Source organism: Micromonospora sp. URMC 103 (assembly GCF_051386435.1).
Classification (GTDB): Bacteria; Actinomycetota; Actinomycetes; order Mycobacteriales; family Micromonosporaceae; genus Micromonospora.
In genome coordinates this window covers 678290-694049 of sequence record NZ_JBPQTR010000004.1, presented here as the reverse complement: position 1 = coordinate 694049, position 15760 = coordinate 678290, and the positions used below count along the sequence as shown (strand labels likewise).

Annotated in this window: 16 protein-coding genes; 5 read left to right on the top strand and 11 right to left on the bottom strand. The window is 73.8% G+C overall.

Annotation, left to right across the window (positions count from 1 at the left end; all coding sequences use genetic code 11):
* Positions 1 to 16: 16 nt before the first annotated feature.
* The 4 genes from ACSNOA_RS06830 to ACSNOA_RS06815 form a co-directional block, all read right to left on the bottom strand.
* Positions 17 to 1513 (bottom strand): hypothetical protein, encoded by a 1497-nt coding sequence (locus ACSNOA_RS06830; protein ID WP_436657077.1) that lies wholly within the window; start codon positions 1511 to 1513, stop codon positions 17 to 19.
* Positions 1510 to 2610, bottom strand: coding sequence for a hypothetical protein (locus ACSNOA_RS06825; RefSeq protein WP_436657076.1), 1101 nt, complete (start codon positions 2608 to 2610; stop codon positions 1510 to 1512). Before ACSNOA_RS06825 ends, ACSNOA_RS06830 begins: the two co-directional genes overlap by 4 nt.
* Positions 2611 to 2699: 89 nt before the next feature.
* The gene (locus ACSNOA_RS06820) at positions 2700 to 4100 is read right to left on the bottom strand and encodes an MFS transporter (RefSeq protein ID WP_436657075.1); all 1401 of its coding nucleotides are present in this window, start codon (positions 4098 to 4100) and stop codon (positions 2700 to 2702) included.
* Between the two features lie 266 nt (positions 4101 to 4366).
* The gene (locus tag ACSNOA_RS06815) at positions 4367 to 4600 is read right to left on the bottom strand and encodes a zinc-ribbon domain-containing protein (RefSeq protein WP_436657074.1); all 234 of its coding nucleotides are present in this window, start codon (positions 4598 to 4600) and stop codon (positions 4367 to 4369) included.
* Positions 4601 to 4708: 108 nt separating this feature from the next.
* On the opposite strand from ACSNOA_RS06815, the gene ACSNOA_RS06810 reads away from it, so the two are divergent.
* Complete coding sequence (locus ACSNOA_RS06810) at positions 4709 to 5074, top strand: type II toxin-antitoxin system RelE/ParE family toxin (protein WP_436657073.1); 366 nt, start codon at positions 4709 to 4711, stop codon at positions 5072 to 5074.
* On the top strand, positions 5071 to 5388 hold the full coding sequence (locus ACSNOA_RS06805) for a helix-turn-helix domain-containing protein (RefSeq protein ID WP_436657072.1): 318 nt from the start codon (positions 5071 to 5073) through the stop codon (positions 5386 to 5388). Before ACSNOA_RS06810 ends, ACSNOA_RS06805 begins: the two co-directional genes overlap by 4 nt.
* An 89-nt stretch (positions 5389 to 5477) precedes the next feature.
* Here the strand turns inward: ACSNOA_RS06805 and ACSNOA_RS06800 are convergent, their stop codons facing one another.
* From ACSNOA_RS06800 to ACSNOA_RS06785, 4 genes are all read right to left on the bottom strand, one after another.
* A complete protein-coding gene (locus ACSNOA_RS06800) occupies positions 5478 to 6356 on the bottom strand; it encodes an SRPBCC family protein (RefSeq protein WP_436657071.1) in 879 nt (292 codons plus the stop codon).
* Entirely contained in the window at positions 6349 to 6906 is a 558-nt protein-coding gene (locus ACSNOA_RS06795; protein ID WP_436657070.1) for a helix-turn-helix domain-containing protein, read from the bottom strand. Before ACSNOA_RS06795 ends, ACSNOA_RS06800 begins: the two co-directional genes overlap by 8 nt.
* An 89-nt stretch (positions 6907 to 6995) precedes the next feature.
* Positions 6996 to 8339, bottom strand: coding sequence for a class I SAM-dependent methyltransferase (locus tag ACSNOA_RS06790; RefSeq protein ID WP_436657069.1), 1344 nt, complete (start codon positions 8337 to 8339; stop codon positions 6996 to 6998).
* Complete coding sequence (locus ACSNOA_RS06785; protein ID WP_436657068.1) at positions 8336 to 9736, bottom strand: FAD-binding oxidoreductase; 1401 nt, start codon at positions 9734 to 9736, stop codon at positions 8336 to 8338. Before ACSNOA_RS06785 ends, ACSNOA_RS06790 begins: the two co-directional genes overlap by 4 nt.
* A 95-nt stretch (positions 9737 to 9831) precedes the next feature.
* On the opposite strand from ACSNOA_RS06785, the gene ACSNOA_RS06780 reads away from it, so the two are divergent.
* On the top strand, positions 9832 to 10302 hold the full coding sequence (locus tag ACSNOA_RS06780; RefSeq protein ID WP_436657067.1) for an aminoacyl-tRNA deacylase: 471 nt from the start codon (positions 9832 to 9834) through the stop codon (positions 10300 to 10302).
* Positions 10303 to 10438: 136 nt separating this feature from the next.
* Positions 10439 to 10723, top strand: coding sequence for a DUF427 domain-containing protein (locus ACSNOA_RS06775; protein ID WP_436657066.1), 285 nt, complete (start codon positions 10439 to 10441; stop codon positions 10721 to 10723).
* A 40-nt stretch (positions 10724 to 10763) separates the two neighbouring features.
* Here the strand turns inward: ACSNOA_RS06775 and ACSNOA_RS06770 are convergent, their stop codons facing one another.
* Positions 10764 to 12074: an MFS transporter gene (locus ACSNOA_RS06770; RefSeq protein WP_436657065.1), complete on the bottom strand. Its 1311-nt coding sequence runs from the start codon at positions 12072 to 12074 to the stop codon at positions 10764 to 10766.
* Between the two features lie 52 nt (positions 12075 to 12126).
* Between ACSNOA_RS06770 and ACSNOA_RS06765 the strand changes: the two genes are divergently transcribed.
* Positions 12127 to 13116 (top strand): GlxA family transcriptional regulator, encoded by a 990-nt coding sequence (locus ACSNOA_RS06765; protein WP_436657064.1) that lies wholly within the window; start codon positions 12127 to 12129, stop codon positions 13114 to 13116.
* A 109-nt stretch (positions 13117 to 13225) separates the two neighbouring features.
* On the opposite strand, the gene ACSNOA_RS06760 is transcribed toward ACSNOA_RS06765, so the two are convergent.
* Both ACSNOA_RS06760 and ACSNOA_RS06755 read right to left on the bottom strand, forming a co-directional pair.
* Entirely contained in the window at positions 13226 to 13690 is a 465-nt protein-coding gene (locus tag ACSNOA_RS06760) for a hypothetical protein (protein WP_436657063.1), read from the bottom strand.
* A gap of 118 nt (positions 13691 to 13808) precedes the next feature.
* Positions 13809 to 15758, bottom strand: coding sequence for a VWA domain-containing protein (locus ACSNOA_RS06755; protein ID WP_436657062.1), 1950 nt, complete (start codon positions 15756 to 15758; stop codon positions 13809 to 13811).
* Positions 15759 to 15760 lie beyond the last annotated feature (2 nt).

The following is a 15760-nucleotide window of genomic DNA, read 5'->3' as shown; positions in this document are numbered from 1 at the left end:
CACCGTTTCACGCGGGTCAGGCCCAGTCCTCCGTGCCGCCCCCATCGGCAGCGGTCGCTGGTGGGCCGCCGTGGGTCCACGGTGTCTCCTCCGGGGGCGGGAAGGAGCCGGCCGGCAGGAACCCGTCGGAGAGCGTCGTGTAGCAGAGCCGTTCCCCCACCTCCGGCACGCTGCCCGGCGGCGCCGTCCGGCCGCGTCCCATGCCGCCGGACAGCTCCAGCACCACCTCCGTCTTCCCGTCCGCGGCCGGGGTCAGGAAGACCACCTTCGCCTTCTGCGCGGGCCGGGCCGGCGAGTACAGCGTCGCGCCGACCGGCACGAGCACCGGCTCGGTGGTGACGAGCTGGATCCGGGGACGCAGCACGGGCCGCTTCCCCGTGTCGTCGATCCGCCCCGGATCGGCCAGCGTCACCTCGCCCACGAACGCCTCGCCGGTGAGCCGGTGCTCGGCCATCACGAGCGGATCGTCGTAGGCGCGCTGCACCGCGTACGAGGTGAGCGCCCGCTCCAGCCGGTGCAGCCGGGCCGCGGCGGCCACCGCGCCGTCACGGCGGGGCTGCGGCGCGCCATCGGCGTCGACGTGCTCGGCGTACGCCGTGAACGCGTCCCGGTCGCCGGCCCAGCGGCCCTCGACCCGCGCGCCGGGCGGCAGGGCGCGCAGCAACCCGACGCCGCGCCACATCAGCTCCCACGTGGGCGCGAGCTGGTCGCGCAGCAGCCCTTCCAGCGACGCGTACGCCTCGGCGCGGGCGTCCGGATCGTCGGCCGCCTCGGCGTACGCCTCGATGGCCGGGGCGAGCCGGTGGTTGTCGAAGTCCGGGTCGGTCGCCGGGCCGGCCGGTGGATGGGTGGCCGGGTCCTCGGCCCGGGCGGCCGCCTCGGCGCCGGTGAGCCCGGCCGGCGGGTCGATCCACCCGAGCAGGGCGGGCAGGTGCAGGTCCTCCACCCTGCTCTGCCCGGTCGCCCAGTGCAGGGTCAGCGCTTCGGTCATCGCGAGCAGCGCCGACGAGCCGGGGTGCTCGGCCCGCTCGGCGAAGAAGGTCAACCAACGCCCGAGCAGCGGCACCGACGGGTCGACCGGGTACTCCCCGTCCGGCCGGCGGAACCGGGTGGCGCGGCCGAGCAGCCGCAGGAACGTGATCCCGGCCGGGTTCGGCACCAGCAGCTGCGGCGCCTCGACGTACCGGTGCCGGACGTCCCGGCCCCGGTCCACCGCCACGGCCTCGCTCGCGGCCCGGTGCCCGTCCAGGTAGGGCAGCAGGATCCCGGCCAGCTCGGCCGCGAACGCGAACCGCTGGTCGCGGTTGCGGGGCTGCGGCACGACCAGCAGGCGCGCGTCGTCCGGCGCCGCGCCGACAAGCGCCGCGAGCGGGGCGTTCGCCTCGCCGGCCAGGGCGAGCGGCACCACCACCAGCGGTCGCTCGTGCAGGTGCAGGTGCCGGACAGTGGCCACCGGCTGGGCCACCCCGGCGGCGACCGCCTGGGCCGCGGCGAGGGCGCGCAGCGTACTCACGATGCGACGCCGAGGGCGTCGGCGCGCAACCGGGCCGCGGAGCGCAGCAGAGCGGCCGCCTCGGCCTGCTCCGGCTCGGGCGTGCCGCCGGCGGTCGCGAGCGCCACCACCTCCGCCACCGTGCCGAGGCCACCGAGCGCCTCCCGGACCGGCCGGCCCAGCGCGGCCGTGTGCCCGCGCGCCTCGTGCCGGCAGAAGTACGCCAGCTCGCAGCTCGCCAGGCACTCCGGCGCGTACCGGGCCTCCACGGTGGCCAGTGCGGCGGTCAGGGCCGCCGGATCGGCGGCGAGGTCGGCCGTGAACGACTCCGGCACGGCGGTCAGCAGGTCGTCGAGCCGGGCCATCCGGTCGAGCTGGCGACGCAGCACCAGCAACTGCTTGCGTACGTCGAGGAGGCTGGCCATCGGCCGGTTCGCGAAGTCACGCGGGCAGATGAGCACCACCTCGTGCGACACCAGCTCCGGATCGTGGCCGGCCGCGGCGAGCAGCTCGCGCAGCGCCAGCACGTACACGGCGGACTGGGTCGCCGCGGCGGACACCTTCGCCGGGTCGGCCTGCCCGTCGATCACCGGGAAGGACTTGACCTCCACGACGTGGTAGCGGCCCGCCAGCCGGGCGGCCACGAGGTCCGGTTCCAGGTGCACCCGACGCCCGGCGACCTCCAGGCTGAGCAGCGGGTGGTCGAAGAGCGCGGCCGGCTGGTCCGCACCCGTGGGTGCGGCGGCGGTCAGCAGCTCCCGCGACCGCGCGTGCCGCTCGGGCAGGTCGTCGTCGGCGCCGAGATCGGTCCAGTCGGCCCCGCCGCCGGCCTCGATCCCGAGCCGCTCGGTTACCAGCCGGAGGAGCTCACCGCCGCCGTCGGCCTTGACCTGCGCCTCGAACGCGTTGCCACGGGTGATGGCGAAGCGGGACTGCCCGAACCGGGCGGGAAACCCGATCCGCTCGGCCAGCTTCGGCTTGTCGACCCCGGCCCCGTCGAGCACGGCCCGCCGGGTGCAGCCCGGGTTCCCGGTCAACGCGGCGATCGTCCGGGCGTTGTGCCGCCGGGCCGGGGCGCCGCCCCGGATCGCGGCCAGTCGCTGCTCGCTGCTCGTCATGATCCCGCCAGGATAGGCGCGGCGCGCACGTGTGTGACGGGTCCGCGCCGAAGCGGTCGCCGGCTCGACGGCTCGCCGGCTCGCCGGCCTCAGCCGACCGGGATCTCGTCGAGCTGCCGGACCGGCGCGACGGCGGCGCGGCGGACGAGCAGCGCGACGGTCGCGGTGGCCACGAGAGCCGTCCCGGCCATCGTCCACAGCACGGCCCGCAACCCGCCGGTGAACCCGGGGTCGGCCAGCCGGCCGCCCGTGGTGCTCGCCAGGACCGCGCCGACCACCGCGATCGCGACCGTCTCGCTGGCCAGCCGGGCCGTATTGATCATGCCGGCGCCGGTGGCCGCCCGCTCGGGCGCCACGCTCGCGATGGCCATCTGGTCGAGCAGCCCCATGGAGAGCCCGACGCCGACGCCGATGGTGAGCAGCGGCCCGGCCAGCAGGCCGGTGCCGCTGTCCGGGGCGAGAACGGTTGCCCAGGCGGCGCCCACGGCCACCACGGCGACCGACACGACGACCACCACCACGGGTGGCACCTGCCGGGACAGCGCCCCGCCCAGCAGCGGGAGGACCAGTGTGGGCGCGGTGAGCAGGATGAGCGTGGCCCCGGCCGCGCGGGGGCTCAGCCCGACCACCGTCGTGAGGTACGAGGGCAGGTAGACCAGCAACGGCACCAGGACCGCGACGATGGTGGCCGCCGACAGGCAGATGGCGAGGAACCGGTGGCTGGCCAGCAGCGCCAGGTCGAACATCGGGTCGGCGCGGCGGCGCTCCACCCGGACGAAGACCGCCAGCAACGCGACGGCGGCGACGAACGCGGCGACGATCCGCGGGTCGGCCCAGCCGAACTCCGGGCCCTGCACGAACCCGAAGATCAGCAGGAGCAGCGCCGAGGTGAACGAGACGGTGCCGGGCCAGTCGATCCGTCCCGCCGCGGCGGCGCGGGACTCGGGCAGCAACGGCACCAGGGCGAGCACCACGACCTCGGCCAGCGCCGGCACGGCGAAGACGGCCCGCCAGCCCAGGCTGTCGATGAGCAGCCCCGCGACGGAGGGACCGAAGGCGAGACCGACGCCGAGGGCCGTACCGAAGAGGCCGAACACGCGGGCCCGGGCCCGGCCGTGGAAGGCGCCGGCGAGCAGCGCCGAGGCGCTCGTCGCGGCGGCGGCCGCGCCCACACCGGCCACCGCCCGGGCCACGTTGAGCAGCACGATGTCACCGGCAAGCGAGGCGAGCAGCCCGGCGCCGGCGAAGATGGCGACACCGGCGGCGAAGACCCGGCGGCGGCCCACCAGGTCGGCGAGCGCTCCGGTGGCCAGCATGAAGCTCGCGAAGGTGGCGTTGTAGCCGTTGACGACCCACTGCACCCCGGCGAGCCCGGCGTCGAGGTCACGGCCGATGTCCGGCAGCGCGACCGAGGCGCCGGTCAGGGACACCGGCAGCAGGAGGGTGGACAGCAGGACGGCGACCAGCACGACGGCCGGGTGGTTGCGCACGGTTCTCCCCGTTCGGACGGCCGCCTCAGCGTAGTTGCGCCCGGAGGGACCGGCGCCCGGTCGGGGTCGAAGATCACAGGCGGTGGTACGCCTACCGGCTCGCGGACCGGTTTCGCGGCGAGCGGGGCAGGGCGGTGCCGGCGAGCGGGCGGCGGCCCCGGCGACGCGGTCGGCGGCCCGGGGTGCACGGCGGCCGGACGACCGCCGCCGGCGGTGGGGGAAGCGGTCGCCGGCCGATGAGCCAGCAGAGGAAACGGCTCACCGGGTCAGCCGACCGCGAGGCGGCGGGCGTCGGCCTTGTCGATCTGGTACTGCGCGCCGCAGAACGTGCACTGCTGCACGTACCGGGTGCGCACCGGGATCAGCGGGACGAAGAACAGGGTGAATTTCGTGGACCGGCGGGTGATCACCTGCGCCGCCTGGTTGCCGCAGTGGCGGCAGACCTGCTGCACCACGCCGGACTGGTCGACCTTGGTGCGGAGCCCGAAGATGAAGAACATCGCCGCGCAGTACCCCGTACGGCACCGTTCATCACCACCGATCCGCGTCGGAGATGTCCAACTGGCCAGCGGACCCAACGCTGGTATACTAATTACTATACTTCCACGGTGGCGCACCAGGAATGGGAAGTCTTCGTGGTGGACGAGGTACGGGCCTGGATCGACAGCCTGGACGACGCCACGTTGGCCCGCGTGGTCCAAGCCATCGACGCCCTCGCCGAGGCCGGGCCCGGGCTCGGCCGGCCGCTCGTCGACACGATCACCGGTTCATCGATCGCCAATCTCAAGGAGCTGCGACCGGGGACCGTCCGTATCCTCTTCGCGTTCGACCCGTGGCGTTCGAGCATCCTGCTCGTCGCGGGAGACAAGGCGGGACAATGGAACGCCTGGTATCGACACGCCATCCCGCTGGCCGAGCAACGCTACGAGATCTACCTGAAGGAACGCGCGCAGCAAGAGGGGGACGAGACATGACCGGTCACGTTCGCTGGAGGGACATCCGACCGGACTATGTGCGGCGTGCCGGTGGCGAGGACGCGGTGGAGGCGGGCAAGGAGGAACTCCTCGCGCAGGTGGTCGGCCACCGGCTGGCCGAGGTACGCCGGGCCCGTGGTTTCACCCAGCAGCAGATCGCCGAACGGATGGGGGTCACCAAGGGCCGGGTTTCCCAGATCGAGCAGGGCAAGATCTCCGGCCAGGACGTGGTGGCCCGTTACGCCACCGCGCTCGGCGGCCGACTGCACCAGGCCATCTACTTCGACGACGGAGACATCGCCGCCATCGCCTGACCCGGCGTGCCCTGACGTGGCCCCTGGCCGCCACGCGCCGGAAGCGCCTGACCGCTCACTCAGCGGTCAGGCGCTTCCGGTGTTGCCGGTCAGCCGGCCGCGGCGGCCGTCTCGGGCTGGTCGGCGCCCGGCATCTCGACGCCGAGCCAGATGGGCTGCCAGTCCTTCATCTCGTGGTAGCGGCGCAGCTCGGCGAGGCCCGCCACCGACCCGCTCCACGCCGCGTACGGCGGGTTGCTCTCGTCGAAGCCGCTCTGCACGAACGTGAGCTTGGTCTTCCCGCCGGACTCGGCCAGCTCCCAGGTGGTCACACCGACGGGGCCCCAGTCCACCGACATCCTCCGGCCCGGGTCGAGGTCGACGACCTTGGCCGCCTCGCCGGCGTCGAAGCCACCCATGGCGTAGCGCCCACCGACCCACGGCTCGATCCCGATCGGGTAGCCGAACCAGGCGCTGGCCTGCTCCGAGTCGGTCAGCGACTCGTACACCTTGGCCACCGGCGCGTCGATGAGCATCTCGCCGCGCATCTCGGCGGAGGTGAAGTCGGTCTTCGGCAGCAGTTCCGCGCCCTCCAGGTGGGCCGCGAGGTTGGCGATCGCCAGGGACCAGAACGTCTGGAGGACTCCGCGGATGCTGCTGCCGCTCATCGCCTCCGCGAAGCTGAAGTGACTCTGGCTCAGCGTGAGCACCGTCGAGTCGCCCTCGGCCCGCCACCGGAACTCGGTGGTGGTCTCGACACCGTCGAGCACCCACGCGAAGCGCAGGGTGTCGTCGTCGACGTGCAGCGGACGCTGGTGCGGCGCGTCCCCCTCGGGCGTGTAGCGGCCCCAGAACTCGTACCGCCCGGGCAGCTCGACCTCGGCGTGCTCGGCCAGCCAGACGCGCAGCTCGGCGGCGTCGGTGAGGGCCCGGCGGACGGCCTCGACCGGGGCGGCGAGGCGGGCGTGCAGCTTCAACAATTCACTCACGGTCTTTCCCCTTCGGGTAGCAGGCCACGGCGAGCTTGAAGGCGTCTCCCTCGGCGCCGCCGTAGCGCGTGAACAGGTCCTGCAGAGTGGTCTGCAGGTCGTGCAGGAACTGCTGGCGTTGCTCCGCCGGCACCCGGATCTCGCCGGACACCCCGATCGAGGGCAGCTCGGGCTCGCTCCGGTCGAGCGCGGCGATGTCGGCCTGGACCTCCTCCATGAGGTCGAGCAGGTAGCCCAGGCTGAGCTCGTCGCGGGCCCGGCGCAGCCCGATGCGGCCCACCAGGCGCGGCGACAGCCAGTAGGACCGGGCGGCGGCCTGGTAGATGCCCTCGGTGATGCCGCGGACCTTGCGCTCGGCGACCAGGTCGACGAGGCCGGCCGCGACGAGTTGCTTGACGTGGTAGTAGACGCGCTGCGGCGTCTGCTCCAGCCGGGCCGCCACCTCGGTGCAGGTGCGCGGCTCGGCCAGTTGCCGCAACACCTCCACGCGTTGCGGCTTGAGCAGGGCCTCGGCCTGCTCGATCTGCTCCAGGTACAGGACGTCTCTCATGGCAAAATCAGTTTGTACGTACAAAACTTCTTTGTCAATGGGTTCGACGAAAGCCGCGCCGGCGCGGCGCGGCTTTCGTCAGCTCACGGTCAGGGCAGCCAGTCCGGACGCAACGGGTAGCCGTTGCTGCCGTCCGGGTTGTTGCGGGTGGCCAGCACCTGGTGCAGTTCGATGTCGTTGCGCTCGAAGGCCAGCCGCGAGCCGGCCATGTAGAGCCCCCACACGCGCGCGGTGCCCGCACCGACCTCCGAGACGCAGAAGTCCCAGTGCTCCACCAGGTTGCGGCACCATCCGGCCAGCGTCAGCGCGTAGTGCTGACGCAGGTTCTCCTCGTGGTGCACCTCGAACCCGGCGTCGTGCACCTCGCTGATCAGCCGTCCCGGACCGGCCAGCTCGCCGTCCGGAAAGACGTACCGGTCGATGAACGCGCCGGAGCGGTGCGGCGCCCGGTTGTTCGCCCGCGTGATGCAGTGGTTGAGCAGGCGCCCGCCCGGACGCAGCCGCTCCCGCAGCGCCCCGAAGTAGGCCGGATAGTTGCGCACTCCGATGTGCTCGGTCAGCCCAATGGACGAGATGGCGTCGAACTGCTCGCGCGGGGCGTCCCGGTAGTCCATGTGCCGCACCTCGGCGAGCTCGCCGAGGCCTTCCCGCTCGATGGCCGCCTGCGCCCACTCGGCCTGCGCCTTCGACAACGTCACCCCGAGCGCCTTCACGCCGTACTCGCGGGCCGCGTGCCGGACCATGCCGCCCCAGCCGCACCCCACGTCGAGCAGCCGCATCCCCGGCTTGAGCGCCAGCTTGCCGGCGACCAGGTCGTACTTGGACGCCTGGGCCTGCTCGAGGGTGTCGTCCGGAGACCGGAACACCGCGCAGGTGTACGTCATCGACGGGCCGAGCACCTTCTCGTAGAAGGCGTTCGAGACGTCGTAGTGGTGCGAGATCGCGGAGCTGTCCCGCGACCGCGAGTGCCGCAGGCCGCCCATCACACGCTTCCAGCGGGGCTGCGACTCCTGCGGCGGGGCCGGCGGCGGGCGCAGCCGCTCCCAGCCGAGCCCGCGTACCAGGGCCAGCGCCTCGCCCACCGACGGCAGGCGCAGCCTCAGGTCGTCCTTCAGCACACGGAACGCCTCGTACGGGTCGCCCGGGTGCACACCCTCGAGCGTCAGGTCCCCGCTCACGTAGGCGCGCGCCATGCCCAGGTCACCCGGCGCGGTGAGCAGGTACGACAATCCCCGCTCGGAACGGACGGATAGGGTGATCCCGGCGTCGGCCGGGCCGAGTGCGCTGCCGTCGTAGGCCGTGATGCGCACCGGCAGGTCACCGGTGGTCACCGCGCGGACAACGTCCGCAACGGTCGTACGCGGACGCCGGCCCCCCGCCGGCGGTGTTCCGGGGACGCTCGTCGCCCCCTGGTCTCGGTCGGTCAGGCTCATGCTCGTGCTACCGCCTTCTCGTACAGTCCCGTGAGCCGGTGATCCGGGTCGTAGCGGTCCCGCACGGCGTGCCACGTCGGCCCGCCGTAGAGGCGCTCGAACGAGTCCCGGTCGTAGTACGCGTCGGAGTAGAGCGACTTGTGCCCGCCCATCTCCGACACCACGCGTTCGATCGACCGGTTGACGTCACCGTCGGCGGCGCCCTCGGCGATCGGCACGCTCCCCCAAAAACCGATGTTGACGTAGTCCTGCCCCGGCCGCAGCGGATACAGCGGCCAGGACCGGGCCGAGCCGGGACCCGCCGGCTCGCGTAGTCGCAGTGGGCAGAGCCAGACCGGGGTCATCCCGACGTCCCGCGCGAACCAGCGCAGGAAGTCGGCCGTCCGCTCCAGTGGGATCTCCACGTCCTGCACCACCCGTTCCCGGGCGGGCCGGCCGCGCAGCCGCTCGATGCGGGCGGCGACGCCGTGCCGGTGCTCCAGGCGGACCAGCCGGTGGTAGACGTCGCTGCGCCGCAGGCGCGCCGGCCAGAGCCGGCGCACCACGGGGTGCTGCACCCCGAACGCCGCGGAACACCAGAACCAGTCGGTGTCCCAGCGCCAGAGATAGTCGTACGTGGTGAGGGTGTCGCGGGTGCGCCGGCGCAGGGACCGGTAGTAGATGTCCTGCCCCGTGTAGTCGCTGGGCCGCTCGACCTCGTCGGTGAACGTGGCCAGCACCAGGTACGCCTCGCCGGGGCTGAACATCACCCCGTCCATGGCGTCGACCGGCGTGCCCGCCCACGACCGGGTGGCCGTGACCTCGGCGATCGCGTCGGTGAGCGCCTCCAGCCGCGTGAACCGGACGTTGCGCGTGGCCACGTACCGGCGGATCGGCTGGAGTTCGATGCGCAACCGGGTCGCGTAGCCGAGGCTGCCCATCGAGTTCGGGAAGGCGGCGTAGAGGTCGGCGTGCTCGCCGTCCGGCCGCGCCGTGACGATCTCGCCGGAGCCGGTGAGCACGTCCATCTCGGTCACCGACTCGTGCGGCAGCCCGTTGCGGAACGAGGTCGACTCGATGCCCAGGCCGGTGACGGCCCCGCCGAGCGTGATGGTGCGCAACTGCGGCACCACCAGCGGCATCAGCCCGTGCGGCAGGGTCGCGTCGACGAGGTCCTCATAGGTGCACATGCCCTGCACGTCGGCGGTCCGCGCCGCGGGGTCCACCCCGATGACGCCGTTCAGGCCGCTGACGTCGAGACCGGGGCTGTGCACGGTGGTGCGGGGACGGAACAGGTTGGAGGTGCGCTTCGCGAGCCGCACCGTCTCCCCCGGGGGAACCGCCGCGTACGAACGCCGCAACTGCTCCACCGCACTGTCGTGATCGACCGGTTGATGATCCACACGGACGGCGCACATGTGATCACTGTACGCCGGTTGTTGCCTGCGGCACCTGAAGTCCACGTTGGCCTTTTCACACTTCGGCCTGCTCATGACCGGTTACCGTGCACGGCATGCCGTCGCCCGCACTCGCCGCCCTCGACGCCGCCGGACTGCCCTACCGGGTGATCCGCCACGGGCCGGTCACCAGCCTCGGCGAGGCCGCCGCCGTCCGCGGCGTCGAGGTGCCCGACGTGGTGAAGACGATCGTGGTGCGGCGGGGGCCGGACGACCACCTCTTCGTCCTGGCCCCCGGCGGCCGGGTCGTGTCCTGGCCGAAGCTGCGCGCCCTGCTCGGCGTCAACCGCATCTCGATGCCGGACGCGGCCACCGCGAAGGCCGTCACCGGTTACGAACGGGGCACCATCACCCCGTTCGGGGCGACCACCGCCTGGCCGGTGATCGCCGACGAGCGCGTGCGTGGCCGCACCATCACGCTCGGCGCCGGCGAGCACGGGGTGGCCGTCGCGGTGGACGCCGACGCGGCGATCGACGCGCTGGGCGCGACCGTCGCGGACGTCACCGACCCGGAGCCGACCCGCTGACCCGGTGGGGTGGCCCGCAGACCCGCTGGCCGGCCCGGCCGGGCGCGGTGGTCGCCGCCCGACGGGCCGGGAGCGGCGACCACGGCCCGGCCGGGCGCGGTGGTCGCGGCCGGCCGGGCGGCATAGCGTGGGAGTCATGCCGAAAGCCGTCTGGAACGACCTGGTCCTCGCCGAGAGCGCCGACACCGTGCTCGTGGAGGGCAACCACTACTTCCCCCGGTCCGCCCTCCGCGACGACCTGATCCGCGAGTCCGACACCCACACGGTCTGCCCGTGGAAGGGCACGGCCTCGTACTACAGCCTGGAGCACGAGGGGCGGACCAGCGCCGACGCCGTCTGGTACTACCCGGACCCCAAGCCGGAGGCGGAGATGGTCCGTGACCGGGTGGCCTTCTGGAAGGACGTCCAGGTCGTCGACTGAGCCCGCCGGTCCGCGCCCGGAGGAGGAGGCCGTCCGCCGGTCAGCCCCGGTAGCGCCAGGCCCTGGCGCCGGCCGGGGCCGCCGTGACCAGCACCGGCGTGGGCGCGACCGCGGCGCCGCGGCGGCGCAGCAGCAGCAGCGACAGCCCGGCCGCGGCGATCGCGAGCGCCCCGGCCACGTACCAGGCGAGCGCGTAGTCGCCGAGCCGGTCCCGGACGAGCCCGGCCGCGGTCGCGGCGAGGGCCGCGCCGAGCTGGTGTGAGGCGAACACCCAGCCGAAGACGACGGCACCGGCGCCGCCGAAGTACTCCCGGCAGAGCGCCACGGTCGGCGGCACGGTGGCCACCCAGTCCAGCCCGTAGAAGATGATGAAGACCAGCATGCTGGGCCCGGTGCTGCCGTCGAAGAGGCTGGGCAGCACCAGCAGCGACGCGCCCCGCAGGGCGTAGTACGCCCCGAGCAGCAGCCGGCTGTCCACCCGGTCGGTGAGCCAGCCGGAGGCGACGGTGCCCACGATGTCGAAGAGCCCGACCAGCGCCAGCAGGCCGGCCGCCGTGGTCTCCGCCATGCCGTGGTCGTGGGCGGCCGGCACGAAATGCGTACCGACCAGGCCGTTGGTGGTCGCGCCGCAGATCGCGAAGCCGCCGGCGAGCAGCCAGAACGCGCGGGTCCGGGCCGCCTGGGCCAGCGCGCCGACCGCCCGGGCCGCGGCCCCTCCGGCCGCCGCGGGCGCGGGGGTCACCTCGCTGGCGCCGTAGGCGGGCAGGCCGAGGTCCGCCGGGTGCTCGCGCAGCAGCCAGACCACCAGCGGCACGACGGCGAGCGCGGCCCCGGCCACGACGAGCGCCGCCGCGCGCCAGCCGTGGTCGCGTACCAGGACGGCGAGCAGCGGCAGGAAGACGAGCTGCCCGGCCGCCCCGCCGGCCGTGAGCACCCCCGTGACGAGGCCGCGCCGCCGGACGAACCAGCGGCCGGTCACGGTGGCCACGAACGCCAGGGCCATCGAGCCGGTGCCGAGCCCCACGAGCACGCCCCAGCAGAGCACGAGCTGCCAGCTCGCCGTCATGAACACGGTCAGGCCGCTGCCGGCGGCCACGAGCAGCAGCGCGACGGCCACCACCCGCCGGATGCCGAAGCGGTCCATGAGCGCGGCCGCGAACGGCGCGGTGACCCCGTACAGCAGGAGGTTCACCGAGACGGCGGACGAGATGGTGGCCAGCGGCCACCGGAACTCGGCGTGCAGCGGGTGCAGCAGCACCGACGGCGTGGCGCGGAAGCTGGCCGCGCCGACCAGCGCCACGAAGGCGACGGCGGCCACGACCCAGGCGGGATGCAGGCGGCGATTGGTCACGGTACGAGTCTCGGGAGCAGCGTGGCCTCCGACGAGTGGCCCGAAAGCCATCATGCGCAATAATCGGGCCATGACCGCTTTCCCGCACCGGATCGCGGTGCTCGCCCTCGACGGGGTGGTCGGCCTCGACCTCGGCACACCGGCCCAGGTCTTCAGCACGGCCCGCGACGCCGACGGCACGCCGATGTACGCCGTCGAGGTGTGCACCGCGGGCGGCCGGCCCGTCCGCAGCACCGCCGGCTACCAGGTGGTGCCCGACCACGGCCTCGACCTGCTGGACAGCGCCGACACGGTGGTCGTCCCCGGTGTCCACGAGAACCCCGCGCTCACCGACGGCACGCTCGACCCGCAGGTGTACGACGCACTGCGCCGCGCATACGACCGGGGCACGCGGATCATGTCGATCTGCACGGGCGCCTTCGTGCTGGCCGCCGCCCGACTGCTCGACGGCCGCCCCGCCACCACCCACTGGGCGTACGCCGCGCGGTTCCGCCGCCTGCACCCCCGCGTCGACCTCGACCCCGACGTGCTCTTCATCGACGACGGTCAGGTGCTCACCTCGGCCGGGGTGGCCGCCGGCATCGACCTCTGCCTGCACGTGATCCGCACCGACCACGGCACCGAGGTGGCCAACCGGGCGGCGCGGCGCTGCGTCGTGCCGCCGTGGCGGGAGGGCGGTCAGGCGCAGTACATCGAGCGCCCGGTGCCGAAGGTGACTGACACGAGCACGGCGGCGGCGCGCGAGTGGGCCCGGCTGCGGCTGCACGAGCCGGTGACCCTGCGCGACATGGCCGAACAGTCGCGGATGAGCGTCCGCACGTTCACCCGCCGGTTCCGCTCCGAGACCGGGCTCAGCCCCGCGCAGTGGCTGCTCCAGCAGCGCACCGACCATGCCCGGCTGCTGCTGGAGACGACGGACCTGAGCATCGACCAGGTGGCCCACCGGGCCGGGTTCGGCACGGCCGCGGCCCTCCGCCAACAACTCCACCAGCGCCTGGGGGTGGCCCCAAGCACGTACCGCCGCACGTTCCGCCACCCGTAGCCCGCCACCACCTCCGCGATCTTGCACTTCCGGCCCTCGTTTCGGGCTTGATGACCGGTTCGTCCGGGCCCAAAGTGCAAGATCGCGGGAGATGTCCGGCGGGTCAGGGTCAGGCACGCAGCATGCGCAGCTGCGCCAGGTGCTTGGGCAGGTGCACCCGGGTGTGCAGGTCGACGGTCCGGCCCCAGGGCAGCGAGTCGTCGACGTTCAGGTCGTAGCCCTCCCGCAGGTGGGTCTCGACCGGGGTCTCCGCGGCCGGGCCGAGCCGCTCGGTCAGCGCGCACAGCTTCTGGCTCGTCGCGCGGAACAGCGTCGCCAGTGCGTCCAGGCCGCCGCACTCGGCGACCAGCGCGTCCACCTGAGGGCGGTGGATGGTCTCCAGGTCGTAGTACGCGAACGGTGACCCGGCGAGCACCGCCTCGGTCGCCTCGCTCATCAGCTCGTCGTTGGCCGCGAGGTGGGCGACGATCTGCTCCGCGCTCAGCTGGCCCTCCGGCGGCGGCCCGAACCCGCCCGCGTCGATCTCCACGAGCAGCTCGTCGTACGCCCGCCGCAGCCTCTCGCTCTCCACCATCCCCCCAGTCAACCCCGCCCAGCCCTGTCGATCACGCAGTTGGGGTGCCCGGTTCACCCGGATGGGCGGCCTTTGTCACCCACCACAACTGCATGATCGGCGAGCGCTGAGGCGGGAATCAGCGGGACTGGCGTGAGCGGAGGTAGTCGGAGACCACATACTCGCCCAGGTCGTCCGGGTCGGGGGTGAACATCCGCCCCTTCGACCGGCGGGCCACCGCGTCCACGAAACGGCGCAACCCCGGGTCGTCGCCCAGCATGAACAGGTTGAGCGTGGCCCCGTACCGGGACAGCCGGTCGACCTCGCGGATGGTCGCCTCGATCGTCTCCGGCAACGGCGGCCAGTGGAACAGCGCCTCCCCGTCATCCGGGTCGAGGTGGGCCGTCGGTTCACCGTCGGTGACCACCAGCACCACGGGCTCCGCGTCCGGGTGGCGGCGCAGGTGCCGGCCCGCCAGCCGCAGCGCGTGCTGGAGGTTGGTGCCCTGCTCGAAGTCCGGGTCGATGGCGGCCAGCTCCTGCTGCGTCAGCGGCATCGCCTGCCGGCCGAAGCCGACGATCTGGAGCGCGTCCTGCGGGAACCGGGTCGCCATCAGGTGCGACAGGGCCAGCGCCGTCTGCTTCATCGGCCCCCACCGCCCCTGGGAGATCATCGAGTACGACAGGTCGACGCAGAGCGCCACCGCTGCGGACGCCCGCCGCTCCGTCTCCACGACCTCGAAGTCGTCGACCGCGAGCTGCACCGGCACCCGCGGGCCGGCCCGCCGGACCGCCCGGGTCAGCGTGCGTACCACGTCCAGCGGCTGCTCGTCGCCGTACTCCCAGGGCCGCGACGCCCCGCTCACCTCGCCGGCGGCGCCCGCCGTACGCAGGTCGTGCTGGCCGCGCGGCCCCGCCGTCAGGTCGGCGAAGACCCGCCGCAGCGCCGTGCCGCCCAGCCGCCGCAGCGCCTTGGGGCTCAGCGTGAGGCCGTCGGCGTCCCGGCTCACCCAGCCCTGCCGGCGCAGCTCCCGCTCCAGCTCCCGCAACCGGCGTACGTCGTCGGCCGCGTCCCGCCCCAGCGTGCGCGCCACGGCGTCCACGTCCACGTCGTCCAGCGTCGCCCCGGGGTGCTCCTGGTCGAGCTGGTCGAGCAGGTCGTCCAGCTCGCCGATCTCGTCGAGCGCGCCGGCCGCCTCGCCGTAGCCGAGGGGCTGCTCGCCGCGTACCCGCTCGCCGCGCCCCCACCGCAGGTCGGGGCGGAGCGCGCGCAGGTGCTCGTCGAGCGCGGAGAGCTCCCCGGCCAGCCGGTCGCCCAGCGACTGCCGCATGAGCCCGGCCAGCTCCTCGCGCTGCCGGTCGGACAGGGAGCGCATCAGGCGTTCGCCGGCCGCGGCCCGGCGCGCCAGCACGTCGACCAGCTCGTCGACGTCCTTCGGCTGCTCCGGGAAGAACTCCCCGTGGCGGCGCATGAACTCGGCGAACGCGTCGGTGGTGTCCTCCGACCGGGCGTGCCGGGCAAGCAGGTCGTTCAGGTCGTGCATCATCTCGGCCATGCGCTGCTGCGCGGCCGGGTCGGCCGAGGCGCGCACCGCGTCGCGCAGCCCGGCGAAGCGCTGGCCCAGCACGTCGTCGCGGAGCCCGTCGAGGATCTGCCGGTACGACCGGCGCGCCTCGTCGCTGGCCCACTCGTAGCCGGACAGCTCCTGCACGGCACGGGCCGTGGAGCGGGGCAGGTTGTCCAGGACCGCCTCGGCGAACCGCGCGCCGTCGTCGTCGCGGCCGCGCAGCTCGTCCCGCTCGGCGGCGAGCGCCTGGTCGAGCAGCGCCCGTGCCCGCGTCACGGCACCGTCCAGGTCGCCCCGGCGCAGCGCCTCCCGGCGCAGGCGGCGGGCCCGGGCGGCCAGGTCGTCGAGGCCGCCACGCCCGTTCGGGCCGCGCCGCAGCAGGTCGCGCAGCGCCTCCCGCAGGCTGCCGCCGGCCAGCACCTCGGCGCCGACGGCGTCGACCGCCTCGCGTACGTCGTACGGGGGCGCGAGCGGGTCCGGCCCGCCGCGCCACTGCCCGTACCGGAACCGGTTGCCGGCCATGC